This is a genomic window from Rhizobium sp. BK491, from assembly GCF_014194925.1.
Lineage (GTDB): Bacteria > Pseudomonadota > Alphaproteobacteria > Rhizobiales > Rhizobiaceae > Rhizobium.
Map to the genome: position 1 here is coordinate 626,884 of NZ_JACIAR010000002.1, position 25,948 is coordinate 652,831.

The 25,948-nt window shown below is 60.5% G+C and carries 28 protein-coding genes; 13 read left to right on the plus strand and 15 right to left on the minus strand.

All coding sequences use genetic code 11. The features are described from left to right. Positions 1-10: 10 nt before the first annotated feature. Positions 11-907 carry a LysR family transcriptional regulator gene (locus FHX05_RS10915; RefSeq protein WP_183871612.1) on the minus strand — a complete coding sequence of 299 codons (897 nt, stop codon included), beginning with the start codon at positions 905-907 and terminating at the stop codon, positions 11-13. A 121-nt stretch (positions 908-1,028) separates the two neighbouring features. On the opposite strand from FHX05_RS10915, the gene FHX05_RS10920 reads away from it, so the two are divergent. The 3 genes from FHX05_RS10920 to glcF all read left to right on the plus strand — a co-directional run bounded on the left by FHX05_RS10920 (position 1,029) and on the right by glcF (position 5,198). After that, on the plus strand, positions 1,029-2,468 hold the full coding sequence (locus FHX05_RS10920) for an FAD-linked oxidase C-terminal domain-containing protein (RefSeq protein ID WP_183871614.1): 1,440 nt from the start codon (positions 1,029-1,031) through the stop codon (positions 2,466-2,468). Beyond that, complete coding sequence (locus FHX05_RS10925) at positions 2,465-3,664, plus strand: FAD-binding protein (RefSeq protein WP_183871616.1); 1,200 nt, start codon at positions 2,465-2,467, stop codon at positions 3,662-3,664. Before FHX05_RS10920 ends, FHX05_RS10925 begins: the two co-directional genes overlap by 4 nt. Before the next feature lie 214 nt (positions 3,665-3,878). Next, a complete protein-coding gene (gene glcF / locus FHX05_RS10930; RefSeq protein WP_183871618.1) occupies positions 3,879-5,198 on the plus strand; it encodes a glycolate oxidase subunit GlcF in 1,320 nt (439 codons plus the stop codon). A gap of 48 nt (positions 5,199-5,246) precedes the next feature. Here glcF and FHX05_RS10935 read toward each other — a convergent pair whose 3' ends face one another. The 4 genes from FHX05_RS10935 to FHX05_RS10950 form a co-directional block, all read right to left on the minus strand. After that, a complete protein-coding gene (locus tag FHX05_RS10935; RefSeq protein WP_112335377.1) occupies positions 5,247-5,594 on the minus strand; it encodes a hypothetical protein in 348 nt (115 codons plus the stop codon). Positions 5,595-5,670: 76 nt separating this feature from the next. After that, positions 5,671-6,342 (minus strand): porin family protein, encoded by a 672-nt coding sequence (locus tag FHX05_RS10940; protein ID WP_112608203.1) that lies wholly within the window; start codon positions 6,340-6,342, stop codon positions 5,671-5,673. 302 nt (positions 6,343-6,644) lie between these two features. After that, positions 6,645-7,343 (minus strand): L,D-transpeptidase, encoded by a 699-nt coding sequence (locus FHX05_RS10945; protein WP_112335379.1) that lies wholly within the window; start codon positions 7,341-7,343, stop codon positions 6,645-6,647. 218 nt (positions 7,344-7,561) lie between these two features. After that, complete coding sequence (locus tag FHX05_RS10950; RefSeq protein ID WP_183871620.1) at positions 7,562-8,344, minus strand: L,D-transpeptidase; 783 nt, start codon at positions 8,342-8,344, stop codon at positions 7,562-7,564. A gap of 301 nt (positions 8,345-8,645) precedes the next feature. Here FHX05_RS10950 and FHX05_RS10955 point away from each other — a divergent pair, with 301 nt between their 5' ends. Beyond that, entirely contained in the window at positions 8,646-9,275 is a 630-nt protein-coding gene (locus tag FHX05_RS10955; RefSeq protein WP_183871622.1) for a DNA-3-methyladenine glycosylase I, read from the plus strand. After that, positions 9,254-9,799, plus strand: a complete 546-nt coding sequence (locus FHX05_RS10960; RefSeq protein WP_183871624.1) for a hypothetical protein — start codon at positions 9,254-9,256, stop codon at positions 9,797-9,799. The genes FHX05_RS10955 and FHX05_RS10960 overlap by 22 nt, the downstream gene beginning before the upstream one ends. A 3-nt stretch (positions 9,800-9,802) precedes the next feature. Here FHX05_RS10960 and FHX05_RS10965 read toward each other — a convergent pair whose 3' ends face one another. Then, complete coding sequence (locus FHX05_RS10965; RefSeq protein WP_183871626.1) at positions 9,803-10,507, minus strand: HAD family hydrolase; 705 nt, start codon at positions 10,505-10,507, stop codon at positions 9,803-9,805. A gap of 304 nt (positions 10,508-10,811) precedes the next feature. Here FHX05_RS10965 and FHX05_RS10970 point away from each other — a divergent pair, with 304 nt between their 5' ends. Then, positions 10,812-11,861, plus strand: a complete 1,050-nt coding sequence (locus FHX05_RS10970; RefSeq protein WP_183871628.1) for an aldo/keto reductase — start codon at positions 10,812-10,814, stop codon at positions 11,859-11,861. A 46-nt stretch (positions 11,862-11,907) separates the two neighbouring features. Here the strand turns inward: FHX05_RS10970 and FHX05_RS10975 are convergent, their stop codons facing one another. Continuing rightward, complete coding sequence (locus FHX05_RS10975) at positions 11,908-12,933, minus strand: NAD(P)-dependent alcohol dehydrogenase (RefSeq protein ID WP_183872428.1); 1,026 nt, start codon at positions 12,931-12,933, stop codon at positions 11,908-11,910. A gap of 110 nt (positions 12,934-13,043) precedes the next feature. On the opposite strand from FHX05_RS10975, the gene FHX05_RS10980 reads away from it, so the two are divergent. After that, positions 13,044-13,943 (plus strand): LysR family transcriptional regulator, encoded by a 900-nt coding sequence (locus FHX05_RS10980; protein ID WP_183711001.1) that lies wholly within the window; start codon positions 13,044-13,046, stop codon positions 13,941-13,943. A gap of 20 nt (positions 13,944-13,963) precedes the next feature. On the opposite strand, the gene FHX05_RS10985 is transcribed toward FHX05_RS10980, so the two are convergent. Continuing rightward, a complete protein-coding gene (locus FHX05_RS10985) occupies positions 13,964-14,260 on the minus strand; it encodes a YciI family protein (protein ID WP_183871630.1) in 297 nt (98 codons plus the stop codon). An 84-nt stretch (positions 14,261-14,344) separates the two neighbouring features. On the opposite strand from FHX05_RS10985, the gene FHX05_RS10990 reads away from it, so the two are divergent. Then, on the plus strand, positions 14,345-15,229 hold the full coding sequence (locus FHX05_RS10990) for a LysR family transcriptional regulator (protein ID WP_246698897.1): 885 nt from the start codon (positions 14,345-14,347) through the stop codon (positions 15,227-15,229). Positions 15,230-15,269: 40 nt separating this feature from the next. Here FHX05_RS10990 and FHX05_RS10995 read toward each other — a convergent pair whose 3' ends face one another. The 3 genes from FHX05_RS10995 to FHX05_RS11005 all read right to left on the minus strand — a co-directional run bounded on the left by FHX05_RS10995 (position 15,270) and on the right by FHX05_RS11005 (position 16,682). Then, positions 15,270-15,638 carry a DUF305 domain-containing protein gene (locus FHX05_RS10995; RefSeq protein ID WP_183871634.1) on the minus strand — a complete coding sequence of 123 codons (369 nt, stop codon included), beginning with the start codon at positions 15,636-15,638 and terminating at the stop codon, positions 15,270-15,272. Between the two features lie 74 nt (positions 15,639-15,712). Next, a complete protein-coding gene (locus FHX05_RS11000; RefSeq protein ID WP_183871635.1) occupies positions 15,713-16,084 on the minus strand; it encodes a hypothetical protein in 372 nt (123 codons plus the stop codon). A gap of 70 nt (positions 16,085-16,154) precedes the next feature. Then, entirely contained in the window at positions 16,155-16,682 is a 528-nt protein-coding gene (locus FHX05_RS11005) for a 2'-5' RNA ligase family protein (protein WP_183871637.1), read from the minus strand. A gap of 125 nt (positions 16,683-16,807) precedes the next feature. Here FHX05_RS11005 and hisS point away from each other — a divergent pair, with 125 nt between their 5' ends. From hisS to hisG, 3 genes are read left to right on the plus strand one after another with little or no spacing between them, the layout of a single operon-like run. Then, positions 16,808-18,322, plus strand: coding sequence for a histidine--tRNA ligase (hisS, locus tag FHX05_RS11010; protein WP_183871639.1), 1,515 nt, complete (start codon positions 16,808-16,810; stop codon positions 18,320-18,322). Then, positions 18,322-19,440 (plus strand): ATP phosphoribosyltransferase regulatory subunit, encoded by a 1,119-nt coding sequence (locus tag FHX05_RS11015; RefSeq protein WP_183871641.1) that lies wholly within the window; start codon positions 18,322-18,324, stop codon positions 19,438-19,440. The genes hisS and FHX05_RS11015 overlap by 1 nt, the downstream gene beginning before the upstream one ends. Further along, positions 19,440-20,135: an ATP phosphoribosyltransferase gene (gene hisG / locus FHX05_RS11020; protein ID WP_112608179.1), complete on the plus strand. Its 696-nt coding sequence runs from the start codon at positions 19,440-19,442 to the stop codon at positions 20,133-20,135. Before FHX05_RS11015 ends, hisG begins: the two co-directional genes overlap by 1 nt. A 73-nt stretch (positions 20,136-20,208) precedes the next feature. Here the strand turns inward: hisG and FHX05_RS11025 are convergent, their stop codons facing one another. Then, entirely contained in the window at positions 20,209-20,652 is a 444-nt protein-coding gene (locus FHX05_RS11025) for a DoxX family protein (protein ID WP_183871643.1), read from the minus strand. 210 nt (positions 20,653-20,862) lie between these two features. Here FHX05_RS11025 and FHX05_RS11030 point away from each other — a divergent pair, with 210 nt between their 5' ends. After that, complete coding sequence (locus tag FHX05_RS11030) at positions 20,863-21,570, plus strand: glutathione S-transferase C-terminal domain-containing protein (RefSeq protein ID WP_183871645.1); 708 nt, start codon at positions 20,863-20,865, stop codon at positions 21,568-21,570. A 57-nt stretch (positions 21,571-21,627) separates the two neighbouring features. Here the strand turns inward: FHX05_RS11030 and FHX05_RS11035 are convergent, their stop codons facing one another. The 3 genes from FHX05_RS11035 to groES all read right to left on the minus strand — a co-directional run bounded on the left by FHX05_RS11035 (position 21,628) and on the right by groES (position 24,663). Further along, positions 21,628-22,086, minus strand: coding sequence for a hypothetical protein (locus tag FHX05_RS11035; RefSeq protein WP_183871647.1), 459 nt, complete (start codon positions 22,084-22,086; stop codon positions 21,628-21,630). A gap of 566 nt (positions 22,087-22,652) precedes the next feature. After that, on the minus strand, positions 22,653-24,293 hold the full coding sequence (gene groL, locus FHX05_RS11040; RefSeq protein WP_183871649.1) for a chaperonin GroEL: 1,641 nt from the start codon (positions 24,291-24,293) through the stop codon (positions 22,653-22,655). A gap of 73 nt (positions 24,294-24,366) precedes the next feature. Next, positions 24,367-24,663 (minus strand): co-chaperone GroES, encoded by a 297-nt coding sequence (gene groES, locus FHX05_RS11045; protein WP_015338933.1) that lies wholly within the window; start codon positions 24,661-24,663, stop codon positions 24,367-24,369. A 425-nt stretch (positions 24,664-25,088) separates the two neighbouring features. On the opposite strand from groES, the gene FHX05_RS11050 reads away from it, so the two are divergent. Next, on the plus strand, positions 25,089-25,937 hold the full coding sequence (locus FHX05_RS11050; protein ID WP_183871651.1) for a TIGR01459 family HAD-type hydrolase: 849 nt from the start codon (positions 25,089-25,091) through the stop codon (positions 25,935-25,937). Positions 25,938-25,948: the final 11 nt, after the last annotated feature.

Sequence of the window (25,948 nt, forward strand, 5' to 3'; positions counted from 1 at the left end):
AAAAGGGTTCTCATCGCTCCCAATAGGGAACAGGCCCATAAAGTTCCGCCAGAAAATCGATGAAGACGCGCACTTTTGCCGGCAGGAATTGTCGGCTGGGGTAAACGGCCGAAAGCGTGACGTTGTGCGAGCCCTCATAGGCCGGGAGCACCTGGACGAGGCGGCCGTCGCGCAGCTCCGGCCCGATATCCCAGGTGGAACGCAGCGCAATGCCAAGGCCGGCAATGACGGCTTCGCGTACGACCTCGCTGGAATTGGTGATGAGCCTGCCTTCGGGCCGGAAGATCAGGCTGCCTTTTGGCCCTTCCAGCCGCCAGGGGTCGAGATTGTGCGCGGGCAGGCAGGTATGCCGGCGCAGATCGTCGATATCCTCGGGCATGCCATGGGCATCGATATAGGCAGGGGAGGCGCAAAGCACGCGGCGCACCGGCGCCAGCCTGCGCGCGACAAGACTGGAATCCGTCAACTCGGCAATGCGGATGGCAAGATCGAAGCCGCCGCCGACGATATCGACGAATTCGTCGCTGAGAACGAGGTTGAGCGCCAGTTCGGGATGGGCGTGCATGAAGGATTTCAGATGCGGCGCGATGTGGAGACGGCCGAAGGACGTCGGGGCCGATATTTTCAGCGTGCCGTGCATCTGGGAGGAGCGCCCGGCAATATAGGCTTCCGCCTCTTCCAGCCCGGCGAGGATGGCGAGCACGCGGTCGTAGAAGCCCTGGCCCGCTTCCGTCAGCGAAATCTGCCGTGTGGTGCGCTGCAGGAGCCGGGTGCCGAGCCTGTCTTCCAGGCGCTTGATGCGCTTGGAAATGACGGCCGGCGAAAAACCGAGAGCACGACCCGTCAGCGACATGCTGCCGGTCGCAACGACGCTGGCGAAGATTTCGAGATCTCCCAAATTGGTCATGCAGAATTATTTCCTGTTTTGGAATAAGTGCTTATCATTTGCTCCAAACTTGGGAAAGCGCTAAGCCTGTAATGCGCTAAAAGAGGGCTGCGTTCGATATCGGATGCAGGAGGAGGACGGCATGGCCGAGGCCATTTCATTTCTGGAGCCGCGTGCGGATGTTCTAGCGCGCCGAGGTGCGATCGTCGCCGATTTGACCGATCTGCTGGCCCCGGAATGCCTAATCCACGAGCCGCGCGAGCTCGTGCCCTTCGAAACCGATGCCTTCGTGTCCTATCGCCGCCTGCCGCTTGCCGTTGCCTTGCCGCGCTCGACGGCGGAAGTTGCGGCCGTCATGAAATATTGCCATCGCTACGGCATTCCCGTCGTGCCGCGCGGCGCCGGCACGTCGCTTTCCGGTGGCGCGATACCCCAGGAGGATGCCGTCGTCCTCGGCCTCTCCAAGATGAACCGCATCCTCGATATCGATTATGCCAATCGCACGGCGACCGTGCAGGCGGGGGTGACGAACCTGCATGTCTCCGAAAGCGTCTCGGCCGACGGATTCTTTTACGCGCCTGACCCGAGCTCGCAGCTTGCCTGCACCATCGGCGGCAATATCGGCATGAATTCCGGCGGTGCGCACTGTCTGAAATACGGCGTCACGACCAATAATCTGCTCGGCGTCAAGCTTGTTCTGACTGATGGCACCGTCATCGATCTCGGCGGCAAGGCGCTAGATGCGGCGGGCTACGATCTGCTCGGTCTGGTCTGCGGCTCGGAAGGCCAACTCGGCATCGTCACCGAGGCAACGGTGCGGCTCATCGCCAAGCCGGAGGGCGCCCGGCCGGTACTCTTCGGTTTCGACAGTTCCGAAGAGGCGGGCGCCTGCGTCGCCGACGTCATCGCTGCCGGCATCGTACCTGTCGCGATCGAATTCATGGACAAGCCGGCGATTGAGATCTGCGAGGCCTTCGCCAAGGCCGGCTATCCCCTTGATGTCGAGGCTCTGCTGATCGTCGAGGTCGAAGGTTCGGAGGCGGAAATGGACGACATGCTTGCGAGCATCGTTACCATTGCTCGCAACCACAAGGTCAAAACGGTGCGCGAATGCCAGTCGGCAACGGAAGCGGCCTTGATCTGGAAGGGCCGGAAGTCGGCCTTCGGCGCCACCGGCCGCATTGCCGATTACATCTGCATGGACGGAACCGTGCCGCTGAGCCAGCTCTCTTATGTGCTGAAGAAGACGGGCGAGATCGTTGAGGGCTATGGTCTGCGCGTCGCCAATGTCTTCCATGCCGGCGACGGCAACATGCATCCGCTGATTCTCTTCAATGCCAACGACGCCGAAGATGCCGCCAAGGCGGAAGCGGCGGGCAACGATATCTTGCGGCTCTGCGTCGATGCCGGAGGTTGCCTCACCGGCGAGCACGGCGTCGGCATCGAGAAGCGCGACCTGATGCGCCACCAATATGCCGATGTCGATCTCGCGCAGATGATGTCGGTGCGCGCAGCCTTCGATCCCGGCTGGATACTTAACCCATCCAAGGTCTTCCCGCTCGACGGACGCAACGCCGCATGACCGAATTTCATCCGAGAACCGAGGAGGAAGCCGCCTCCATCATCGGCGATCATACGGCACGCGGCGCGGCCCTAGCAATCGTCGGCGGCAACACGCGATCCGGCTTCGGCAATGCGGTCCCGTCCGAAGCGGTGCTCTCGTCACGTGGCCTTGCCGGCATCGTCGCCTACAATCCGGGTGAGATGGTGATGACGGCCCGCGCCGGCACGCCGGCCGCCGAGATCGAGGCCGCTCTTGCCGAGGCCGGCCAGATGATGGCCTTCGAGCCGATGGATCACAGGCCGCTGATGGCAACCGAAGGTGAGCCAACGATCGGCGGCATTTTCGCAGCCAATGTCTCCGGGCCGCGCCGTTTCGTCAGCGGTGCGGCACGCGATAGCCTGCTCGGCGTCCGTTTCGTCAATGGCAAGGGCGAGATCGTCAAGGCCGGCGGGCGGGTGATGAAGAACGTCACCGGTCTCGATCTCGTCAAGCTGATGGCCGGTTCGCACGGAACGCTCGGCCTTTTGACCGAAGTAACGTTCCGCGTGCCGCCCAAGCCGAAGACCGAGGAGACGATTGTCCTCTCCGGTCTCAACGATGCGGAGGCCGCCAATGCCATGGCTGCCGCTATGGCCCTGCCGCTCGAGGTATCGGGCGCCGCCCATCTGCCGCTAACGGTCGCCTGGTCCTTTCTCGACGGCAAGCTGCCGCAGGGGGAGGCGACTGTGCTGCGCGTCGAGGGTCTTCCGGGTTCCGTCTCGGTCCGGGGTGAAAAGCTTGCTGCCGCCATGGGCCGGCTCGGCTCGGTGAAGCGCCTTGCAGAAGACGACAGCCGTAGGCTCTGGCGCGAGATCCGCAATGTGAAGCCCTATGCCGATGGCACGACGCGCCCCGTTTGGCGTGTGTCCGTGGCACCCAGTATCGGCCACCAGCTCGTCGCAGCACTTCGCCTGGAAGAAGGCGTGGATGCCTATTATGATTGGCAGGGCGGGCTCGTCTGGATGCGCATGGAAGCCGGACCGGAAGGTGATGTGCTCAGGCGCTACATTCATGCCTTGGGCGGCGGACATGCCACCTTGATGCGCGCCACCCCTGCCCAACGTGCGACCACGCAGGCCTTCCAGCCGCAACCCGAAGCCGTGGCCCTGCTGTCTGCGCGCGTGAAGGAAAAATTCGATCCGGCCGGAATTTTCAATCCAGGGAAGATGGCGTGATGAAATCTGGTTCCTGTCGGCGATGGCCCCTAACCCTAACTCTCTCCCCGCAGGCGGGGCGAGGGGACGACCTCGTTTGCGGCGCCTTATCGGCTCGAGAGAGGTTGAGGAGTGACGGAGGATGCGCCAATCCCCTTCTCCCCGTCAAAACGCGGAGAAGGTGGCCGATAGGCCAGATGAGGGGCGCGGTCTTGCTCGAACGGGGACATGGGTAATGCAAACCAATTTCACGCCCGAACAGCTTGCCGACCCGCATGTGGCCGAATCCGAGGCGATCCTGCGCAAATGCGTGCATTGCGGCTTCTGCACAGCCACCTGTCCTACCTATGTGACGCTCGGCAACGAACTCGACAGTCCGCGTGGACGCATTTACCTCATCAAGGACATGCTGGAAAACGGTCGGGCAGCCGATGCCGAGGTGGTGACGCATATCGACCGCTGCCTTTCCTGCCTTGCCTGCACCACGACCTGTCCCTCCGGTGTCGACTATATGCACCTGATCGACCATGCGCGTGTCCATGTCGAGAACACCTATAAGCGCCCGCTGATGGATCGGCTGACCCGCAATGTGCTGGCAGCCGTCTTGCCTTATCCCGGCCGTTTCCGGCTGGCCTTGCGGCTTGCGAATTTTGGCCGGCCGTTCAAGGGGCTGTTGAGACGCGTTCCGGCCTTAAAGGCTTTCGCCGCCATGCTCGATCTCGCGCCCCGCAGCATTCCCGCGCCGTCGCCTTTTGCAAAGCCGGGGCTGCATGTAGCGCAGGCCGAGCGCCACGGTCGCGTGGCGATCCTGACGGGCTGTGCCCAGCCGGTGCTCGATCCCGAAATCAACGCAGCCACCATCCGCCTGCTGACGCGCCTCGGCATTGAGGTCGTGGTGCCGGAAGGGGAGGTCTGCTGCGGTTCGCTGGTTCATCACATGGGCCGCGAGGAACAGGCGCTCGCAGGTGCCCGCGCCAATGTCGATGTGTGGCTGCGTGAGATCGAGGCCCGGGGGCTGGACGCGATCATCATCACCGCGTCGGGCTGTGGCACGACGATCAAGGACTATGGGCATATGCTGCGCCTCGATCCGGCCTATGCGGAAAAGGCTGCGAGGATTTCAGCTCTCGCCAAGGACATCACGGAATATCTCGCAAGCCTGGATCTCCCGTCGCATATGCCGCGCGGCATCGCGGTCGCCTATCATTCCGCCTGCTCCATGCAGCACGGGCAGAAGATCACCATGGCGCCGAAGCTCTTGCTGAAAGCCGCGGGCTTTACGGTGCGCGACCCGGCGGAAGGGCATCTGTGCTGTGGTTCGGCCGGCACCTACAACATCATGCAGCCGGAAATTTCGGCCGAACTGAAGGCGCGCAAGGTCAGAAACATCGAGGCGACGAAAGCCGATATCATCGCGACGGGCAACATCGGCTGCATCACGCAGATCGCGACGGGAACGGGCATTCCCATCCTGCATACGGTGGAATTGCTGGATTGGGCCTATGGCGGCGAAATGCCTGTGAAACTGAAGGGCCTGCAGCCGGCCGCCGCTTAGAGCATTTCCGGGAAAAGTGTAGAGCGGTTTTCCGTCCGGAATTGCGTACTAATGCAGCTTGTCCGGCGCGGGTAGGCGATGAGCCTGCCATTCGACTTCGAACCGATCGGCGGCAATGCGCGTCATGCTAATGCGATCCTGCCCTTCCTCGAAGAAAATGCCATCCACTAGGCCGGTAATGCCATCGTAAAATGAGCCTTCGACGAGGCTGGTGATCTCCAGCATGTCACGTCCCACTGCAGTAAAATCGACAACCGACATGCATTGCCGGCGACCATCGGCAAACACATCGATCAGCCGCGGAACATCGCCGGCGATATCGACCTCATAATAAACGATGACCGGCTCCTCGTTTTCCGGATGGATCCAGTCGCAACGATAGTAAGAGAAGCTCATGCGTTGGATCATAGCACAAGACCCCCCATGCCTGAACCGGTTTGAGGGATCGATTGCGACTTCAGCCTGAGGGACGTCAGAAGTTGAACGACACGCCAAAGTTGAGAGCGTGGGTGAAAACCTTGGTCTTCAGCGTGTCGCCGCTGTCGATCGAGACGTTGTTCACGAAGTTGTAGTTGCCCTTGTATTCGACGAAGGTCGACCAATGCTTGGCAAATTGGTAGCTGACGCCCGCCTGCGCCTGCAGCGAAGCGCCGCCGAACTGGTAGTCGAAGGTCGTGCCCGACGAGCGGGTGACTTCGACATGCGGCACGTTGATGCCCGCGCCGAGGCCGACATAGGGTGTCCAGTTGCGGCTCGAATCCTGGAAGCGATAGAGCGCGTTCAGCGTTAGCATGTTCAGGCCATCGGTGAACTCGAAATGCGACCAGCCGGGCGTATTGCCGAGATCGCCATAGACCTTCGCATGGGTATAATCGAGCGACACGCCCCAGTTCGGCTTGTCGAACTGGTCAAGCCACCAGATGCCGCGGAAGCCGAAATAGGGCGGCATCTTGAAGGATTTTCCGGACCAGTTGGGGTCGAAATCAGCGCCGTCCGACGTGGTCACATTGCTGCCCGTCGCGCCCTGTATGCCGCCGTAAGCGGAAAACTGCATCTCAGCCGAGGCAGAGCTTGCGGCAAAGATGAATGCGGAAGTCGCAAGCGCGGCGAGGGCCGGCTGCTTGATGCGAAATGCACGATGCATATGAAATCCCCGGATGCCACAGTGCTGCCATCTAAGCGTGCTTCCATGACACTTCTATTGCAGTCATGAGTGAACAGGCACGGCTTAGGCGGGAAAACTGACGGTAAACTGAAGGCGACGAGCCATTTTTCGGCGGGGCATCGTGATAAGTTTCAGGCTGTAACACCGGCGCAACAGTGTCTCCATCCGCGCCTGCACGCAATAAACTATTGCAAGCGATACGGGCGCCTTCCCCGGCGCGAATGATGTCATGCCAGGGAAGAGCGCCCGCTATGTTGGTGCCTGATTCGGGTTGGATTCTATCAGCCGCCGAACAGAGTCCTCAGCACATCGACGCCGCGATCCTGATAGCTGACTTCGCCCTGCTTGTTGCCGGGACCGACGACGATGACCTTAGTGCCGACGGGGACGCGATCATAGAGATCCATCACGTCCTTGTTCATCATGCGGATGCAGCCGGAGGACATGTTGAGGCCGATGCTCCAGGGCTGGTTGGTGCCATGGATGCGGAAGGCGGTGTCGTTGCCGTTGCGATAGAGATACATGGCGCGCGCGCCGAGCGGATTGTCCTCGCCACCTTCCTGGTAGGCCGGCAGTTTGTGGCCCTTCTTGGCTTCGCGAACGATCATTTCCGGCGGCGGCGTCCAGCCGGGCCATTCCGCCTTGCGGCCGACCTTGACGACGCCGGACCAGCCGAAACCATCGCGGCCGACGCCGATGCCATAGCGTCTTGCGCGGTTATTGCCTTCGACGAGGTAGAGATACTTGTTGTTGGTGTCGACGATGACGGTGCCCGGCTCCTCGTTCGTCGCCAGCCGCACCATCCGCCGCTGGAACTGCGGCTTCACCTGGCCCTGCGGCTCCATTGCGACCCGGATCACGTCGGTGCGGGCGACCGGCGCCGTAATAGGTGTCGAAGCGGTGAAGGCAGCTGCGTTCGATGCTGCAAGAAGACACGCCGCGACGACACCTGCCGTCACGATCGACAATGCTGCTTTCATAATTCGCATTCCCCTCGTTGAATCCGGTAGGAAATTACCGGAACCAACGAAGGGATCAAGATCAAAATGACCAATGTTGGGTACGTTCAGGAAGAACTGCCCTCTTGTCTGTCGCCGATCGGACTATAGTCTGAACTATAGTGGAGGGTTTTCCCATGCGGCGAATACTGCCCCTCCAATGGAGTAGTATCGCCGCACAGGGCGGGACTTTTTCGAGATTACATGACGGTGACGCGGGTGCCGACCTTTACGCGGTTGTAGAGATCGATGACATCCTCGTTGCGAAGGCGGATGCAGCCGGAGGAGACGGCATTGCCGATGGTCCAGGGGGCGTTGGTGCCATGGATGCGATAGAGGGTGGAGCCGAGATACATGGCGCGTGCGCCGAGCGGATTGCCTTCCCCGCCTTCCATGTGCGCCGGCAGATAATGGCCCTTGGCGGCTTCGCGTGAGATCATTTCGGCCGGCGGCGTCCAATCCGGCCATTCCTGCTTGCGGGTCACAGTGTGGGCGCCGGCCCATTCGAAGCCCGGCTTGCCGACGCCGACGCCATAGCGCCGCGCCTTGCCGTCATCCATCACGAGATAAAGAAAGCGGTTATTGGTATCGATGACGATGCTACCGGGCTTTTCCTTGGTCTGGTAGTCGACGATCTGCGGCAGGAACTGCGGATCGATCTGGCCTCGGACTGTCGGATATTGCGGGCGGGCCATGGCGACTTGCTGCACGGCCGGGCGCGCAAACAGCCCGCGCGGCTGCACGACCTGACGCACCTGCGGATTGGCCGGCTGCTCCATTCTGGGATCGACTGCGCGCCGCGCCATTGGGCGGGGATAGACGACCGGCTGCACGTTGCCGCCACCGAGCTGCATCACCCAGGGGGCGGTCAGATCGGGACTGACGATGACAGGCGGGCGCGACTGATAGCGATCGTCGGCAAAGGCGGTGGAGGCAAGCAGGCTCAGGGCGCCGGCGGCACACAGAACGGCATGTTTCATCATCGGACAAACTCTCTACACATGGGCCGAAGATGGGCGCGAAGCACCCGGTCGAAACAATGGTGCCACTTGCACGCGAGCGAATGGTAAACATCTATTCATCAAAATGCCGCGAAGCCGATAAAGCTTTGTCAGGGTTACCGCCTGGTTTGGAAAGATGGTTTGCAAGTGGTAAATCATGAATCGGAATGCGCGGTCGTCGAAGTCAGTCTATGAATTTAAGCATTTGATTGATCTCAATTTATCCGATAGTGGCTTACCGGTTTCCGGTAGCGCGTGCTGAAATAGGGGACGAATCGCGAAAATGGCCGAAACGGGCATCATCACCGGCGAAGATGGCAAGGACCGCTGCTTCTGGCACGGCAATCTGCCGGAGTATCAGCGCTATCACGACGAGGAATGGGGTCGGCCCGTCGTCAACGACATCAGGCTGTTCGAGAAAATCTGCCTCGAAGGCTTCCAGTCGGGCCTCTCCTGGCTGACGATCCTGCGCAAGCGCGAGAATTTCCGCGCCGCTTTTGCCGGCTTCGATTTCGAGAAGGTCGCCAAGTTTGGCGAAGCGGATATCGAGCGTTGCCTAGCCGATGCCGGCATCATCCGCCATCGCGGCAAGATCGTTTCCACCATCAACAATGCCAATCGCGCCATCGAGCTGCGCGACGAATTCGGTTCGCTCGCCCGCTATTTCTGGAGCCATGAGCCGACCGCTGCCGAGCGCCCGGAGATCTTCGACCTTGCCCATCTTCGCGCAAATCCGACGACGGCGGCTTCGGTGCGGATTTCGAAGGATCTGAAGAAACGCGGCTGGACCTTTGTCGGCCCGACCACAGTTTATGCCTTCATGCAGGCCATGGGCCTGGTCAACGACCACATCGAAGGCTGCTATTGCCGGAAAGAGGTGGAGGCGATGCGTTGCGCATTGGTGCGGCCGTGAAAGCTGCGCTTCTCGGTCTTTCGCTGACGATGGTTGCGCTGTTGGGCGCCGCAGACGCCCATGCTCAAAGTGATACCCAGCAACAGCAGCTGCCGCAGCTCGATCGTGGCGAAAAGCTCGAGAAGATCGCCCTGCCGGCAGTCCTTGAGAGGTTGACGGGCTGGACGAAGTTCGGCAAGGGCAAGGTCTACATGCTGCCGCTGAAGAAGGGTCAGCATGTGCGGATCACTTTCAGCTCCAAGAGCAAGTACGCCTATATGGCGATCTTCGATCTCTCGTCGAGCGGGGATGAATCCTTCTTCGGCACGGATGAAGACGGCAATACCGCCGACGTGACCCTCAATGAGGATACGACCTGGCTGCTCAAGCCCTATTATTCGCGCGTCACGCGCCGGCGCGGTCTCGGCGCGCCATACGAGATCCTCATCGATCCCAATCCGCCGGCCGCGCAGCAGGCGCCGGCCGATCAGCAGAAGGACCAGGGGCCGATGCTGTTTCCACCTCGTTCCAAGCAGGGGCAGTAGGGATTACCGCAACGCTTCGATCACGTCATGCAGCTCGCCGAGATGACCGATTTTGCGGAAACGCGGTGCGTCTGTCGGTTCCTCGACATGCTCGAACGACCATGTGAGCTCGCGCGGCACGAAGACGCCGTAGCTGCCGGCAGCGAGCGCCGGCACGATGTCCGATTTCAGTGAGTTGCCGATCATCATCGCCCGCTCCGGCCCGTCCCCCACCTTGGAGAAGATGCGGCGATAGGTCGACGCGTTCTTGTCTGAGACGATCTCGACGGCATCGAAGAGATCGCCGAGCCCGGATTGCGCAAGCTTGCGCTCCTGATCGAAAAGGTCGCCCTTGGTGATCAGGACAAGCAGATATTTTCCCGAGAGGGCCTCCAACGTCTGACGCACATGCGGCAGTGTTTCGACTGGATGGGCGAGAAGATCGCGGCCGATATCGAGGATCTGGGCGATGACGGTCGATGGCACTTCGCCCTCGGTGATCTCGATGGCCGTCTCGATCATGGAGAGGGTAAAGCCTTTTATTCCGAAGCCGTAGTGACGAAGATTGCGCTTCTCCGCCTCCAACAGGCGTGCGGAGATGACGTCGCTTGGGGCGTGATCGGCAAGTAGCTCGGTAAATTGCAGTTCCGTCAGCCGGTAGAACTGTTCGTTCTGCCAGAGCGTGTCGTCGGCGTCGAAGCCGATTGTCGTTAGGGGGCGTTGCGTCATCGGGTGTGTCCGTTTTGCGCATCAAATAAAAACCGGAGTCTAATCCGCGCGCGCCTCGACGCAAGAGCATGCGTCGGTCACCGCATCGTGATCGGCCCGAGGTCTCGCGTTGAAAATGGTTTCGGGTGCATTATGTGCTTGTTGTCTCGATTGCCGCGGAGCTTGAGTCCGGCCTCGACGACCGTCTTATGACCTCCCCAGGGCAGCCCCGACTGCGGTTGTCGTGCCGAGGCCAATTCATAGCGAAAAGATAGCGTTCACCGGCCGGAAGAGTCTTCCGGCTGACCATAAGGGAATTTCTCCTATGCGTTACAATCAACTGGGCAATACCGGCCTGTTCGTCTCTGAACTCTGCCTGGGCACGATGACCTTCGGCGAAGCCAATCCCAACACTCCCTGGGGCTCGATCGCCGATGTCGACCAGGCGCTGGCCGACAAGATCGTCGCAGGCTCGCTTGCTGCCGGCGTCAATTTCATCGACACCGCCGACGTCTATTCCTTCGGCAATTCCGAAAAGCTGCTCGGCCAGGCCTTGAAGAACCTCGGCGTTCCCCGGAAGGATGTCGTCATCGCTACCAAGGTCTATGGCGTCATGGGCGACAAGCCGAACGATCGTGGGGCCTCGCGCGGCCATATCATGGACTCGGTGCAGGCCAGCCTGGATCGTCTTCAGACCGATCATATCGATCTCTATCAGATCCATGGAACGGATATCGTGACACCGATCGACGAAACCCTGCGGGCGCTGGACGATCTCGTTTCGCGCGGGCTGGTCCGCTATGTCGGCGTCTCCAACTGGCAGGCCTGGCGTATCGCCAAGGCGCTCGGCATTTCCGAACGCCGCGGCTTTGCTCGCTTCGAGACAGTGCAGGCCTATTATTCCATCGCCGGCCGCGATCTCGAGCGTGAAATCGTGCCACTGATGGTTGAGGAAAAGATCGGATTCATGGTCTGGTCGCCGCTTGCTGGCGGTCTGCTCTCCGGCAAGTATGGTCCGGGCGCTCCCGGCAATGGCGAGGGACGGCGTGCGAACTTCGATTTCCCGCCTGTCGACAAGGACCGCGCCTGGGCCTGCGTCGCCGCGATGCGCGAAGTGGCGGAAAAGCACGGCTCCAGTGTCGCCACCGTGGCGCTTGCTTGGATCCTGGCGAAGCCCTTCGTCACCAGCATCATCATCGGCGCCAAGCGCCTCGACCAGCTCGACCAGAATCTGGCCGCTGTCAAGCTGAAGCTCGATGCCGGGGATATGGCCAAGCTCGATGACGTCAGCGCGCTTGCGCCCGAATATCCCGGCTGGATGCTGGCTCGCCAGGGCGCCCAGCGCGTGCCGCAGCCCTTCGAGCCGAAGGGCTGATATCATAAGTCGGGCCGCCAGCTTTTCGCAGCGGCCCGACTCCACGTTAGAGCTCGATGACGATCTTGCCGAAGGGGCCGCGATCGAGATGATCGAAGGCGGCGGATGCCTCGCCGAGGGCATAGCGATGGTCGATGACGGGCTTCAGGCCGATGCTGTCGACGGCACGCACGAAATCTTCGAGCGAGCGGCGGTGGCCGACGCTGATGCCCTGCACGGTGGGAGATTTCAACAGCAGTGGTGCCACCGGACCGGAGATGTCGAAGCCCTCAAGGACGCCGATGACGGAAATGCGGCCTTGCGGCGCCACCGCCTTCAGCGACTGGGCGAAATTCGGCCCGCCGGCTATTTCGAAAATATGATCGATGCCCCGATCGTTGGTGAGGCGATAGACCTCTTCCACCCAATCGCTTTTGTTGCGGTCGATGCCGTGATGAGCGCCCAAAGCCTTGGCCCGTTCGAGCTTTTCCTCTCCGGAGGAAGTCACGAACACCTCGGCGCCTTGTGCTGCGGCGATTTGCAGCCCGAACAGCGCAACGCCGCCCGTTCCCTGCACCAACACGCTATCGCCGGGCTTGATCTTGCCGCGCTCCACCAGCGCGAACCAGGCCGTGAGACCGGCACAAGGCAAGGTGCTTGCCTCGGCATAATCAAGGCTCTGGGGCGCCGAGACGAGCCAGTCCTCCGGCATGGCGACATATTCGGAGAGCACGCCGGGATAGAAGCCGCCCAGCGTCCTGTAGGGTGGTGTGCGGGCATCGCCGAGCGGCTTGCCGTCGATCCAGCCGGGATGGAAGGTCGACATGACCCGATCTCCAGCGGCAAATCTGGTGACATCGTCTCCCACCGCTTCGATCACGCCTGCCATATCCGAGGCCGGCACGAAGGGAAATTGGATCGGCAGGCCCATGCCGGTCTCGCGCACGAGCTTGTCGCGATAATTCAAAGAGACGGCCTTCACCCGCACGAGCACTTCGCCGCGCGCCGGCGAGGGAATGGCAGTTTCCGTCAGATTCAAGGGAGCGCCGACGGCGATTGTCTCGAGGGTCCAGCGCTTCATGGTCTTTGTCATCATGATCTCCTGAGAGGAATTGGAAGCAATGGACGGAACATATCGTTGCTTTCTGGTCGCCCGTGGCGATATTATTTCCGCTAACTGGTTCCTTAGAGGAAGCAATAATCATGAACGATATGCTCAACGGCATTCCCGAATTCGTGGAGGCGGTCGAGGCCGGCGGCTTTTCGGCAGCGGCGGCGCGCATGAATCTCTCGCGCTCGGCGATCGGCAAGACGATCGCCAAACTGGAGCGGCGCTTGAATGTGCGCCTCTTCCACCGCACCACCCGCATGCAGAGCCTCACCGACGAAGGGCAAGCCTTTTACGAGCGCTGCCGCCGGGCGCTGGACGAGATACAGTCCGGCGAGGCTATGCTGGAATCGGGCAAGCGCGAAGTTACCGGACGTCTGCGCATCTCCATGCCGGTGCTCTTCGGTCGCCGCTGCGCTGCACCGCTGCTGCTGGAGCTGGCGCGTATCCACCCCAAGCTTGAACTCGACCTTTCCTTCAGCGATCGCGTGGTCGACCTCTTCGACGAAGGCTTCGATCTCGCCATTCGCAATGGCGTGTTGCGGGACGAAGCCGGCCTTGCTGCCCGCAAGATCGCCCTCCATCGCATGACGCTATGCGCCTCGCCGGATTATCTCGCCGCCAGAGCTACGCCGCAGACCATTGCCGATCTCGATAGCCACGATCTCGTCGTCTATGCGAGATCGGGGGAAGCCAAGAGATGGACCTTTCTGCAGGACGACGGTGCGGCCGTCGACTATTTTCCGCAGACGCGATTACGTCTGGATGACCTGGAGGTCATTGCGGATGCCGCCGCCGCCGGGATGGGCATTACGTGGCTGCCCTGCTGGCTGGTACGAAGCTATGTGCACGCAGGCAAGCTCATGCAGGTGCTCAATGTCTCCAGCCGGCCCGTCAACGTCTACGCCGTCTGGCCGCAGGTGCCGCAGCTTTCGCTGAAGATGCGCGTGGTCATCGATCTGCTCGCCGCGCGACTGCCTGCGGTCATGGGTTGAGCTGGTAGCGATACCCCCTGTCAAAGAAGTGCGCGCTCCGCAAATACCCGGCTCCAGATGAAGACCTGCACGGATTTGCGTAGGCCTGCCGCCCAGAATGGATCTTCCTTCACCAGACGGTCGACTGTATCGGCGGTCTCAGCTTCGACAAGCCACAGGCCGCCGGCAAAAGCGTCACCCTCGCGGCTGAGCGGTCCGGCCGTTCGGATGGACGCGGCATTCGCCCTTAGGAAGGCGAAGTGGCGCGGCAGATACTCCTTGCGGATCGCGGCGGCGTTTTGCTGGTCGTCCTCGAACAGAACTGCGAACAGGGTCATCGTCATCTCCTTGCTGGATATTTCCAGTCTATGGCTGCAATAGTGCTGATACACGCAGTAAGTTTGCCGTCAGGAGCTGCAAAATTGCACGATATCGACTGGAACGATCTGCGCCACGTTCTGGCGCTTGCGCGGGGTGGGTCCTTCGCTGCTGCCGGCAGGGTGCTTGGCACGGATGCGACGACGGTCGGTCGCCGTCTGCGTATTCTGGAAAACCGCCTCGGCGCGTCGCTGTTCTCGCGCGATGCAGGCGGCACCCTGTCGCCGACGCCGATGGGCGAGATCGCGGTCGCGAAGGCCGAGGCGATCGAGGCCGAAGTTATGGCGCTGTCGGGCGCGTTGGATGCGGCAAATCCCATGGCGCTCGGCAAGGTGCGCCTCACGGCGGCGCCATCCTTCATCAGTCGGCTGTTGATCCCCTCGCTGCCTAGTCTGCTGACGCAACATTCTGGCCTGCAATTGGAGCTCATCGGCGATTCCAGAAATTTCAACCTGACACGGCGCGAAGCGGATATGGCTTTGCGCCTCGCAAGGCCGGCCGATATGACGAATGGCAGGGTCGTCGCGAGACGGATCGCGACCCTGGACTATGCCGTTTACGTCGCCGCGGGACGGGAGAGCCACGTCGAAAATTTACCCTGGATCGTCTATGAGGAGGCGATGTCGCATCTGCCGCATGCCCGCTGGATCGCCGCACAGGCAAAAAAGTCAGACCTTTCCAGCCCGGTTGCGGTCAATGATGCCGAAGCCTTGCTCCAGGCTGCGGCTGCAGGATTAGGGCGCGCTCTCCTGCCGAAAATCCTGGCGGAGAATGCGGGAGATCTTTGCCGCGTCGACACTGGTGACACAAATCCGCCGACGCGCGAGATGTGGCTGCTTATCCATGCCGAGCTTCGTCAGCTTGTTCGTATCCGTACAGTGTCCGATTGGCTGGATGGAGTCTTCCGCAAATTGCATAGGGAGCAGTGAGAGAGACGGCACGAATGCCGCCTCTCATTTGCCGGATAATTTACTTGCCGCGCTTCTTTAGCCAGGCTTTCATTTCCTTGATCTCGGCTTCCTGCGCGGTAATGATGCCCTCCGCCATTTTGCGCAGTTCGGGATCCTTGCCGTATTTCAGCTCGATCTTGGCCATGTCGATCGCGCCTTGATGATGCGGGATCATGCCGCGGACGAAATCTGCGTCCCCATCGCCGCTGTAGTGAATCATCATGTCCTTGTGCATCTTGCTCATGGCGTCGTTGAAAGCCTTGCTGGAAGCACCTTGGTTTTCCATCGGCTTGCTCATATCCATGCCCTTCATGTCGTCGGCAAAGGCAGGAAGGCTGATGGCAAGGACGAATGCGCCGGCAAGCATCAGCGATTTTGAGGTGGACATAGGTATTTTCTCCGTTTCTGAACGGTATCTGAAATTGAGCGAATAGCCGCTCGTCGATTGAATACAGATGATCGTCAGGCGAGACGGGGAGGGGGTGCTGTCGGCTGAGGCGGAGAACCGGCAAGACGCTGGCCGGGCGCCGGCACTGGATAGGAGAAGGCGTGTTTGCAGTCTTCGATTGTAAGGGTCGGCATCAAGGCAAGGCAGGCGGCGCAGGACGCCACATGCGCCATGCCGCCGGCGCAAGGGTTTTCCGGCTTCGTTTGCTGGGGCTCGGCCATGTTGGCGTGGCCGGCCATGCCAGGCATATCGGCCATGCCGTCATGCATGCTCATGGTCGCCGGCTTGGACATGGCGGAAGCGCAGACAGGGCAATTCGCCAGCGCCGGCATGGCACCGTAAAGCAACCAGGCAATTAGCATTGTCAGGATCGCAAACACGCGCATGAACAGAAACCTAGCCGTGCAATCCGTGAAGGCAAGCGCGAATTGCATCCGCCGAAACACTGAAAGGCGATCAAGGCAGCAGTTTGACTTCCCTGATGATTTCGATCGGCGGAAAGCGGATGCAATCCACCACATCGAAGGTGAGCGTAAACTGGGCTGGCGTTGCGCCCGCCCATCTCAGAGCCTCTTCCGCCGCGTTCGCCGGGATCTTCATTGCAATGGTGCAATGCGGCTGCCAGTGATCCGGCCAGGAATGCTCATGACAAAGAGCAGGATCGATCTCCTCGTGAATGGCTCGGTGTATCCGCCTGAGCACATGATCATCGACAGGACGTGCCCAGAGCACCAGCATCTCGTTGGGGAAATGGCCGATCCCCGAAAACTCGACCGATAGCGGCGGCGCGTCTGCAAAGGCCTTTTGCGCGGCGGCGACGAGCGAAGAAACGGCAATGTCTTCGTAGACCGCAAACGTCAGATGCGGCGGATAGTTCAGTGCTCGCATCGATGGCGTGCTTTCGAAGCGGCTCGCCTCCCGCCAAAGATCCAGAACCGGCGTGGCCGTTTCATCCGTGCATTTCAAGACGACCGCATATGGCATGGTTCCTATACCGCCTTCTCTGGCTTTTCTCGGTTTTGTCAGCCGCTAACATATAACAATCCTTGCCGCATTCGGCCCAATCCGCTAGTTAACCGCGACTGTTCCCATACCGGATTACCCTAGAGATGAGCGACAAACAAAAGAAACCGCAGAAGCTCAAGGCCCGCCTGCCGCGTGGCTTTGTCGATCGTTCGGCGAGCGATATTCGCGCCGTCAACGAGATGACCTCCAAGATCCGGGCCGTTTATGAGCATTATGGTTTCGATCCTGTCGAAACGCCGCTGTTCGAATATACCGATGCGCTCGGCAAGTTCCTGCCCGATAGCGACCGGCCGAATGAAGGCGTGTTCTCGCTTCAGGATGACGACGAGCAGTGGATGTCGCTGCGCTACGATCTGACGGCGCCGCTCGCCCGTCACGTCGCCGAGAATTTCAACGAGATTCAGCTTCCCTACCGCACCTATCGCGCCGGCTACGTCTTCCGCAACGAGAAGCCGGGTCCGGGCCGCTTCCGCCAGTTCATGCAGTTCGACGCCGATACCGTCGGTGCGCCGGGCGTGCAGGCGGATGCCGAGATGTGTATGATGATGGCCGACACGTTGGAGGCCCTTGGCATCAAGCGTGGCGACTATGTGATCCGCGTCAACAACCGCAAGGTTCTCGACGGCGTGTTGGAAGCCATCGGCCTCGGCGGCGATGACAAGGCTGCCCAGCGCCTGAACGTGCTGCGCGCCATCGACAAGCTCGACAAGTTCGGCCCCGAAGGCGTGGCGCTGCTGCTTGGTCCCGGCCGCAAGGACGAGTCCGGCGACTTCACCAAGGGTGCTGGCCTCAACAGCGACCAGATCGAGAAGGTGCTCTTCTTCGTCGGCATCAAGGACTATGCCGAAAGTGCCGCCCAGCTTGCCGAGCTTGTCGCCGGCACATCCAAAGGCGGCGAAGGCGTCGAGGAATTGAATTTCATCGGCAGCCTCGTCACCAGCGCCGGTTATCAGGCCGATCGTATCAAGATCGATCCCTCCGTCGTGCGCGGCCTCGAATACTACACCGGCCCGGTCTATGAGGCCGAGCTGCTGTTCGACGTCACCAACGAGAAGGGCGAGAAGGTCGTCTTCGGTTCGGTCGGTGGCGGCGGCCGTTATGACGGGCTCGTCTCGCGCTTCATGGGTCAGCCGGTGCCGGCCACCGGCTTTTCCATCGGCGTGTCGCGCCTGATGACGGCACTGAAGAACCTCGGCAAGCTCGGCACGGAAGAGGTGATCGAGCCTGTGCTCGTTACCGTCATGGACGGCGATGTCGATGCCATGGGGCGTTATCAGCGTTTCACGCAGCAGCTGCGCGCTGCCGGCATCCGCGCCGAGATGTTCCAGGGTAACTGGAAGAAGTTCGGCAATCAGCTGAAATATGCCGACCGCCGCGGCTGCCCGATCGCCATCATCCAGGGCGGCGACGAGCGTGCCCAGGGCGTCGTCCAGATCAAAGATCTGATCGAGGGCAAGCGGCTTTCCGGCGAGATCGAGGACAATGCCAGCTGGCGCGAGGCTCGCGTGGCGCAGGAAACTGCGCCGGAGGCCGAACTGGTCGAGAAGGTCAAGGCAATGCTCGCAGCACAGGCGGAAGACCGGAAGAGGGCGGGCTGATGCCCCTGATTAACCTCCCGAATTTTGCCGGCGATCTGCTGGACGAATTCTCCGTTCGCGGAACGGAGAGGGTGGATACGCCCATCATCCAGCCGGCCGAACCGTTTCTCGATATGGCCGGCGAAGATCTTCGCCGGCGCATCTTCATGACCGAAAGCGACACCGGCGCCAGCCTTTGCCTGCGTCCGGAGTTCACCATTCCGGTCTGTCTGCAGCATATCGAAACCGCCACCGGCACGCCGAAGCGTTATTCCTATCTCGGCGAAATCTTTCGCCAACGCCGCGAAGGCGGTCATGAATTCTATCAGGCCGGCATCGAAGATCTCGGCGATGGCGACACGGCCGGCGCTGACGCTCGCGCCATCGGCGATGCCATCGGTATCCTGAGCCGGCTAGTGCCCGGTAAGGCACTTTCGGTGACCTTGGGTGATCAGGCCGTATTCGAGGCCGTGGTGCAGGCGCTCGGCCTGCCGTCGGGCTGGCAGAAGCGGCTGATCCATGCCTTCGGCAACATGATGCAGCTCGAAACTCTGCTTGCGCGGCTCGCAAGCCCGCAGCCGGTTACCGGGCTCGATGCGCACGTACTCGATTTCCTCAATCGCGGCGATGAGCAGGGGCTGATCAAGCACATCGACGCCACTATGCATGCGACCGGCTATTCCACCAATGCCAGCCGTTCGCCGCAGGAAATCGCCCGGCGCCTTCGCGAGAAGCTGGTCCTGTCCGAAACGCGGCTCGATGATGCGGCCTTCCGCGTGCTGGAGGAGTTTTTGTCCTTGAGCGTGCCGCTGGCAGATGCTTCCGCGGCGCTGGCAGGTTTTGCTGACGCTGCCGGGCTGAAGCTCGGGAGCGCATTGAAGAGCTTCGATGCCCGTGTGGCGGCGCTAGCCAAAGCCGGCGTCGACGCTTTGAAGATTGATTATCGCGCCGCCTTCGGTCGTCCGCTTGATTACTACACCGATCTCGTCTTCGAAGTGACGGTGGAGGGATCGAGCGCGGTGCTCGCCGGTGGTGGCCGCTTCGATCGGCTGATGACCCTGCTCGGGGCCAAGGGGCACATCCCGGCCGTCGGCTTCGCGCTCTGGCTCGACCGTATCGAAACCGCGAGGGCAGCCTGATGACAATCACGATAGCGCTTCCCTCCAAGGGCCGGATGAAGGACGATTGCGCCGCGATCTTCGAGCGTGCCGGAATGCCGATCGTCGCCGTCGGTAACGATCGCTCCTATCGCGGCCGTGTCGAAGGTTGGGACGGAGTCGAGATCGCCTTCCTGTCAGCCTCGGAAATCTCGCGAGAGATCGGCAATGGCAGCGTCGATTTCGGCATTACCGGCGAAGACCTCGTGCGTGAGGGCATGGCGGAAGTCGATCGCCGGGTCGAATTCTGCGCAAGGCTCGGTTTCGGTCACGCCGATGTCGTCGTCGCGGTGCCGGAAATCTGGCTCGACGTCGATACCATGGCCGATCTTGGCGATGTCGCCGCCGATTTCCGCACCCGCCATGGCCACCGGCTGACGGTCGCCACCAAATATTGGCGGCTGACGCAGCAGTTCTTCTCCAGCCAGCACGGCATCCAGCTCTACCGTATCGTCGAAAGCCTCGGTGCGACGGAGGGGGCACCCGCTGCCGGCTCGGCCGATATCATCGTCGACATCACCTCCACCGGTTCGACTCTGAGAGCGAACCATCTGAAGGTCCTGTCTGATGGCATCATCCTGCGCTCGGAGGCTTGTCTGGTGCGGGCACGCAAGGAAAGCCACGAGGGTGATCCGATGGTTCAGCGCATCATCTCGGCCGTTCGCAGCGCGCTCTGATTTCCCAAACATTTAACGTAGAAAGGCCCGCCGGAGTTCCGGCGGGCCTTTTGTCTTGGGAGACAGGCAGCGCTTAGGCGGCTACGTAGGCGCCGCGGCGAGCGTCGAGCGAGTAGACGCCTGCACCGTTGGTGGCGAGCATGATGTAGGCGCCGGCCAGCGTGACGTTCTTCAGGAAGTTCACGAAGTTCAGGCCGTTGATCCAGCCATTGGCGGCAGCTGGGAAGTCCGGAACATTGACCGTCGGCAGGTGGAAGACGATGCCGGTGAAGACACAGAAGAGGGCGAGCAGCCAGCCGACGATGCGGACCTGGAAGCCGATGAGGACGCAGACGCCGGTGACGAATTCAAACGCGCCAGCAAGATAGGTGAGCAGCGTTGCGGCCGGCATACCGGCTCCGGCAATCATGCCCGCAGTACCGGCCGGATCGGTCAGCTTGCCGAAACCGGCAAAGATGAACATGAAGGCGAGCAGGATGCGCGCCACAAGAACGATGATGTTGTTGCTATTGGACATAAGGGGTCTCCAGTAAATGGGATCACGTGGCAGTTATTCTCTGGAGATGGATATTCGTGATTTTTGAGGAGTTGGAAAGATAAACAACTGCGCACAATTAGTTCACAATCATTGAACAATGATCCGCCGAGATAGCTCTTCCCATACAAGCCCCATCGGCTATTGTGGCGGCAAATCAGTTGTCAAATCATAGCCTTCAGGAGCAAGCCCATGGCCGATCTGTCATCCTTTCCGATCACGAAGCGCTGGCCTGCCAGCAATCCGGATATTATCCAGCTCTATTCTCTGCCGACGCCGAACGGCGTCAAAGTGTCGATTGCGCTGGAGGAGCTTGGTCTGCCCTATGAGCCGCATCTGATCTCCTTCGGCACCAATGATCAAAAATCGCCGGAATTCGTTTCGCTGAACCCGAATGGCCGCATTCCGGCAATCATCGATCCCAATGGCCCCGACGGCAAACCGATCGGCCTGTTCGAATCCGGCGCGATCTTGGTCTATCTGGCGGAAAAGACCGGCAAGCTCATTCCGAGCGATGCTGCCAGGCGCTATGAGACCCTCGAATGGGTCTTCTTCCAGATGGCAGGCGTCGGTCCCATGTTCGGCCAGTTCGGTCATTTCTTCAAATTCGCCGCCGAGAAGGTTGCCAATAACTCCTATCCGGTCGAGCGTTATCGCGATGAGGCCAAGCGCCTCCTCGGCGTGTTGGAGAGCCGCCTGCAGGGACGCGAATGGATCATGGGCGATGAATACACTATCGCCGACATCACCACCTTTCCCTGGGTTCGCGGCGTCGACGTCTTCTATGGCGGCCGCGAGGTGCTGGAGTTCGAAAGCTTCCCCTGGGTCATGGCCTGGCTGGATCGCGCTCTGGCACGTCCGGCAAGCCAGCGCGGCCTCAGCATTCCCAAGCGGGATTGATCAGCTTGAACTCGGTAGCTGGTCGGGCGAACTTGGCCGACCATGGCCGAGAGTGATTTACTGCCGGGTGGCGAGTTGGCTGCCCGGCCCCAGTTTGAAGCGCGGAAACAGGAAAACGCCGACCATGCTGCCGGCATGTTGCTTATCCGCGGCAACGGACTCGCCGACACAGAAGACCGGCCGGCGATGACCACCTGCGCCGAGCGTGGTCGTCGAATAGCAGAAGCAGGAATTGGCCGTAGCCGCCTGCTCGAAAAGATCGAGGATACGGGCCTGATCCTGCAGATCATAGCAATGCATGAGGCTTAGCAGGCCGCATTCTGAAGAACTCAGCCCATGCAGCATTGTGCCCCACTGCCCAAGTTTGATGATGCCGCTTGAAAGATCGCCCGTCCATCCCTCGGAAACACAGAACTGAGCCAGAAGATCGGGGTAATGGCCCTCGAACTCCAATGAGCCCGGCGCAAACGGTGCGGAAAAATCGGCCTTGGCAATCTTGAACAAGATGATCCCCATTTGAGCGCCAGGTCCCCCCTTGCGCTTTATTCAAATTTCCCTGCGTCTTCCGGATTGAATGTCTTCCCGCATGCCGCATCAAAAGCAGAGCATTCGGCTCTGCTGCTTCCATTTTCCGTCATGCTTGGTCCGACTTGGCGATCCGAGCTATGAAGTCATTTCAAGTAAAAAATCCGCGCGCCCCTCAATCCCTAAGATCATAGCCACGTGCAGACGCCTATTAATCGTGCCGAATATAAGTAAAATTTGCGTGCATTGCAGCTAACCTCTAAAATCGCTGCGCCGCGATTTATAAGAGCTTTTTCGAAAACGGCAATGGGGCAATTTGCGTAAATTTGCGCTACCAGAAACTTGGCGGTCTGCATCGAAACTATAGGCCACAAACAAAAAGGGCGACCCGAGGGCCGCCCTTTCGTCAATTCCGGATGTCGGATTGAACAGTCGTAATAGGCCGTTGGCCTATCACATCATGTCCATGCCGCCACTCAGGCCGCTTAGCGGCCTGAAGCACTGAAAGTGCATGGGCGAAGCTTTATGGACATTCCTGTGATGAGGCCGTTGGCCTATCACATCATGTCCATGCCGCCCATGCCGCCCATGCCGCCCGGCATGCCGCCAGGAGCATCCTTCTTCGGCAGTTCGGCGATCATGGCTTCGGTGGTGATCAGCAGCGAAGCAACCGAAGCTGCGTTCTGCAGAGCCGTACGAACAACCTTGACCGGGTCGACGATGCCCATGGCGATCATGTCGCCATATTCAGACGTCTGGGCGTTGTAGCCGTAGTTGTCTTCGTTCTTGTCGAGAACCTTGCCGACAACGATCGAAGCTTCGTCACCAGCGTTTTCTGCGATCTGGCGAACGAGCGACTGCAGGGCACGGCGAACGATGTTGACGCCGGCTTCCTGATCCTGGTTTTCACCCTTGGCAGTGATCTTCGTGGAAGAACGCAGGAGGGCGATACCGCCGCCCGGTACGATACCTTCCTGAACAGCAGCGCGCGTCGCGTTGAGAGCGTCGTCGATGCGGTCCTTCTTTTCCTTCACTTCGACTTCCGTCGAGCCGCCAACGCGGATCACGGCAACGCCGCCGGCGAGCTTGGCAAGACGTTCCTGCAGCTTTTCGCGGTCGTAGTCGGAGGTGGTTTCTTCGATCTGAGCCTTGATCTGGGCAACGCGGCCCTCGATGTCGGACTTGGCGCCAGCGCCGTCGACGATCGTGGTGTTTTCCTTGGAGATCGAAACCTTCTTAGAGCGGCCGAGCATGTCGAGGGTGACGGACTCAAGCTTGATGCCGAGGTCTTCGGAGATGACAGTGCCGCCCGTCAGGATGGCGATGTCTTCCAGCATGGCCTTGCGGCGATCACCGAAGCCCGGAGCCTTGACGGCAGCGATCTTCAGGCCGCCGCGCAGCTTGTTGACGACGAGGGTCGCAAGAGCTTCGCCTTCGACATCTTCAGCGATGATGAGGAGCGGCTTGCCGGTCTGAACGACGGCTTCGAGAACCGGAAGCATGGCCTGCAGGTTCGAGAGCTTCTTCTCGTGCAGGAGGATGAACGCGTCTTCGAGGTCGGCGATCATCTTTTCTGGGTTGGTCACGAAGTAGGGGCTGAGGTAGCCGCGGTCGAACTGCATGCCTTCGACGACTTCGAGTTCGGTTTCGGCGGTCTTGGCTTCTTCAACCGTGATGACGCCTTCATTGCCGACCTTCTGCATGGCTTCAGCAATATCGAGACCGATCTGCTTTTCGCCGTTTGCGGAGATCGTGCCGACCTGGGCAACCTCTTCCGAGGTGTTGATCTTCTTGGCCTTGGCCTGGAGATCCTTGACGACTTCTGCAACAGCGAGGTCGATACCGCGCTTCAGGTCCATCGGGTTCATGCCGGCTGCAACAGCCTTGGCGCCTTCGCGAACGATCGCCTGGGCGAGAACGGTCGCAGTGGTGGTGCCGTCACCGGCGACGTCGTTGGTCTTCGAAGCAACTTCGCGGACCATCTGGGCGCCCATGTTTTCGAACTTGTCTTCGAGTTCGATTTCCTTGGCGACGGAGACGCCGTCCTTGGTGATGCGCGGAGCGCCGAAGGACTTGTCGATAACGACGTTACGACCCTTCGGGCCGAGCGTGACCTTCACTGCGTCAGCGAGGATGTCGACGCCACGAAGCATCTTTTCGCGGGCGCTGCGGCCGAATTTTACTTCTTTAGCTGCCATGTTTGAAACTCCTGAATTCGCGTTTTCCGGGCTTTAAGACCCGTCAGCTTTATCGGAAAAGGGAACCGGCCAATTAGCCGATGATGCCCATGATGTCGGCTTCCTTCATGATCAGAAGGTCTTCGCCGTTGAGCTTGACTTCAGTGCCCGACCACTTGCCGAACAGAACGCGATCGCCGACCTTGACGTCGAGTGCTACGACCTTGCCGGCCTCATCACGAGCGCCGGAACCGACGGCGACGATTTCGCCTTCCTGCGGCTTTTCCTTGGCGGTGTCGGGAATGATGATCCCACCCTTGGTCTTTTCTTCCGACTCGACGCGACGAACGACGACGCGGTCATGAAGGGGGCGGAAATTGGTGCTTGCCATTGTCTAATCCCTCGATCAAATGACATTCACGGATCAGCGCGGATCCGTATGGATTTTGTTAGCACTCATCCTCTGAGAGTGCTAGCGACCGTGATTTAGGGGTGGCTTCCGGACGAGTCAAGGACAGCACTGTGAATTTTTTGCGGCGCGCCTCGGCTTGTTTTGAGGATGATTAACGCCCAGGGCGCCGCCGCATAGCATGTCGTTGCAAAGGTTCTCTCATTTTGCCCTCGTGAAGACAGGGTCAGATCAAGCCTTTTCCAGAGCGTCATCCCGTTGCTTCCGCTGTGCAATCTTGCCGCTCGCCGACCTTGCCCACGCCTGCTGCTCAGGCCTTGTGCGACGCAAAAACCTTGCAAGCCGCTCTTGTAATTTGCCGGCCGGTTTGCGATGTCAGCCCGTAATTTATTTGATGCGAGGACGGCATGGGCAAACGGATCGAGAGCTTTCGCGACATCGGCGGACTTTATGATGTTGCGCTCTGCGATGTCTGGGGCGTGCTCCATAACGGCGTCACGGCCTACAAGGAAGCCTCCATCGCGCTCGAAGCCGCCCGCGACGAAGGCCTTGCGGTCGTCCTCATCACCAACTCTCCGCGTGTTGCTCCGAAGGTCATCGAGCAGCTGCGTGCGATCGGTGTTCCCGACAGCGTTTACGATCGCATCATCACCTCGGGCGATGTCACCCGCAAGCTGATTGCCGAGGGACCGAAGAAGGTGTTTCTGCTCGGTCCGAAGCGCGACATTGGTATCCTCGAAGGTATTGACGTTCAGCGGGTCGATGCCGGCGAAGCGGAAAGCATCGTCTGCACCGGCTTCTTCGATGACGAGACCGAAACGCCTGACGATTATACCGAGATGCTGACGGCCTGGTCGGCCCGTCACGTACCGCTGATCTGCGCCAACCCGGATCTGGTGGTCGAGCGCGGCCATCGCATGATTCCCTGCGCCGGCGCCATGGCCGCCTATTACGAGCGGCTCGGCGGCCAGACGCGCATCGCCGGCAAGCCGCACCAGCCGATCTACGATGCAGCGATCGCGGCCGCCCGCGAGGTCAAGAACGAATTTCCGCTGTCGCGCGTGGTGGCAATCGGCGACGGCATGCCGACCGACGTACGCGGCGCACTCGATTACGGCCTCGATCTTCTTTATATCAGCCATGGCATCCACGCCCGCGAATATGTCGTCGAAGGGCATACGGATGAGGCCGCTCTCGGCGCCTTCCTGGCGCGCGAACAGGCCTCGCCGAAGTGGTGGATGCCGCGCCTTGTCTGAGGAGAGTGGCA

Bases quoted from the DNA above. Each gene is read 5' to 3' on its own strand.
- FHX05_RS10915 (WP_183871612.1), bottom strand. From the start codon at position 907: ATGACCAATTTGGGAGATCTCGAAATCTTCGCCAGCGTCGTTGCGACC.
- FHX05_RS10920 (WP_183871614.1), top strand. From the start codon at position 1,029: ATGGCCGAGGCCATTTCATTTCTGGAGCCGCGTGCGGATGTTCTAGCG.
- FHX05_RS10925 (WP_183871616.1), top strand. From the start codon at position 2,465: ATGACCGAATTTCATCCGAGAACCGAGGAGGAAGCCGCCTCCATCATC.
- glcF (WP_183871618.1), top strand. From the start codon at position 3,879: ATGCAAACCAATTTCACGCCCGAACAGCTTGCCGACCCGCATGTGGCC.
- FHX05_RS10935 (WP_112335377.1), bottom strand. From the start codon at position 5,594: ATGAGCTTCTCTTACTATCGTTGCGACTGGATCCATCCGGAAAACGAG.
- FHX05_RS10940 (WP_112608203.1), bottom strand. From the start codon at position 6,342: ATGCATCGTGCATTTCGCATCAAGCAGCCGGCCCTCGCCGCGCTTGCG.
- FHX05_RS10945 (WP_112335379.1), bottom strand. From the start codon at position 7,343: ATGAAAGCAGCATTGTCGATCGTGACGGCAGGTGTCGTCGCGGCGTGT.
- FHX05_RS10950 (WP_183871620.1), bottom strand. From the start codon at position 8,344: ATGATGAAACATGCCGTTCTGTGTGCCGCCGGCGCCCTGAGCCTGCTT.
- FHX05_RS10955 (WP_183871622.1), top strand. From the start codon at position 8,646: ATGGCCGAAACGGGCATCATCACCGGCGAAGATGGCAAGGACCGCTGC.
- FHX05_RS10965 (WP_183871626.1), bottom strand. From the start codon at position 10,507: ATGACGCAACGCCCCCTAACGACAATCGGCTTCGACGCCGACGACACG.
- FHX05_RS10970 (WP_183871628.1), top strand. From the start codon at position 10,812: ATGCGTTACAATCAACTGGGCAATACCGGCCTGTTCGTCTCTGAACTC.
- FHX05_RS10975 (WP_183872428.1), bottom strand. From the start codon at position 12,933: ATGACAAAGACCATGAAGCGCTGGACCCTCGAGACAATCGCCGTCGGC.
- FHX05_RS10980 (WP_183711001.1), top strand. From the start codon at position 13,044: ATGAACGATATGCTCAACGGCATTCCCGAATTCGTGGAGGCGGTCGAG.
- FHX05_RS10985 (WP_183871630.1), bottom strand. From the start codon at position 14,260: ATGACCCTGTTCGCAGTTCTGTTCGAGGACGACCAGCAAAACGCCGCC.
- FHX05_RS10995 (WP_183871634.1), bottom strand. From the start codon at position 15,638: ATGTCCACCTCAAAATCGCTGATGCTTGCCGGCGCATTCGTCCTTGCC.
- FHX05_RS11000 (WP_183871635.1), bottom strand. From the start codon at position 16,084: ATGCGCGTGTTTGCGATCCTGACAATGCTAATTGCCTGGTTGCTTTAC.
- FHX05_RS11005 (WP_183871637.1), bottom strand. From the start codon at position 16,682: ATGCCATATGCGGTCGTCTTGAAATGCACGGATGAAACGGCCACGCCG.
- hisS (WP_183871639.1), top strand. From the start codon at position 16,808: ATGAGCGACAAACAAAAGAAACCGCAGAAGCTCAAGGCCCGCCTGCCG.
- FHX05_RS11015 (WP_183871641.1), top strand. From the start codon at position 18,322: ATGCCCCTGATTAACCTCCCGAATTTTGCCGGCGATCTGCTGGACGAA.
- hisG (WP_112608179.1), top strand. From the start codon at position 19,440: ATGACAATCACGATAGCGCTTCCCTCCAAGGGCCGGATGAAGGACGAT.
- FHX05_RS11025 (WP_183871643.1), bottom strand. From the start codon at position 20,652: ATGTCCAATAGCAACAACATCATCGTTCTTGTGGCGCGCATCCTGCTC.
- FHX05_RS11030 (WP_183871645.1), top strand. From the start codon at position 20,863: ATGGCCGATCTGTCATCCTTTCCGATCACGAAGCGCTGGCCTGCCAGC.
- FHX05_RS11035 (WP_183871647.1), bottom strand. From the start codon at position 22,086: ATGGGGATCATCTTGTTCAAGATTGCCAAGGCCGATTTTTCCGCACCG.
- groL (WP_183871649.1), bottom strand. From the start codon at position 24,293: ATGGCAGCTAAAGAAGTAAAATTCGGCCGCAGCGCCCGCGAAAAGATG.
- groES (WP_015338933.1), bottom strand. From the start codon at position 24,663: ATGGCAAGCACCAATTTCCGCCCCCTTCATGACCGCGTCGTCGTTCGT.
- FHX05_RS11050 (WP_183871651.1), top strand. From the start codon at position 25,089: ATGGGCAAACGGATCGAGAGCTTTCGCGACATCGGCGGACTTTATGAT.